Genomic DNA, 304 nt, shown 5'->3' with positions numbered 1-304 from the left:
AATGGAACGGCCATCTTAATTCAAAAGTACAAGGGTTTAGAAATCATGCAGAACAAGCGGCAATAAAAGCGGGGGCTATGCCTGTTGATACATTTGCGTCTCAACTTGCACTTGGAAAAGCAGTTGAAGGGGTAAAGGGAGAAACACTAGAGGGTGGTCATCAAAACATGGGACAAGTAGACTCGCTTGTTGGGGCGTCCACTGCTGCATTTCAAAAGGCGTATGCTGCAGATCATAAGGCTGGATTTATGAAGCAATTTTCTGCAGGTGTACCACAACAAGAAAAAGAGGCGGCATGGAACAA

At 45.1% G+C, this 304-nt stretch carries 1 protein-coding gene; it reads left to right on the top strand.

From position 1 onward, the window contains the following. The coding region (locus MR155_RS31665) for a hypothetical protein (protein ID WP_242312143.1) at window positions 1-304 on the top strand (304 nt) is incomplete at both ends.

The sequence above is a fragment of the Bacillus cereus group sp. BfR-BA-01331 genome (assembly GCF_022663915.1).
GTDB classification, from domain to species: domain Bacteria; phylum Bacillota; class Bacilli; order Bacillales; family Bacillaceae_G; genus Bacillus_A; species Bacillus_A mycoides.
Note: the sequence above shows the minus strand (reverse complement) of the source record. Positions and strands in the feature narration are given on the sequence as shown.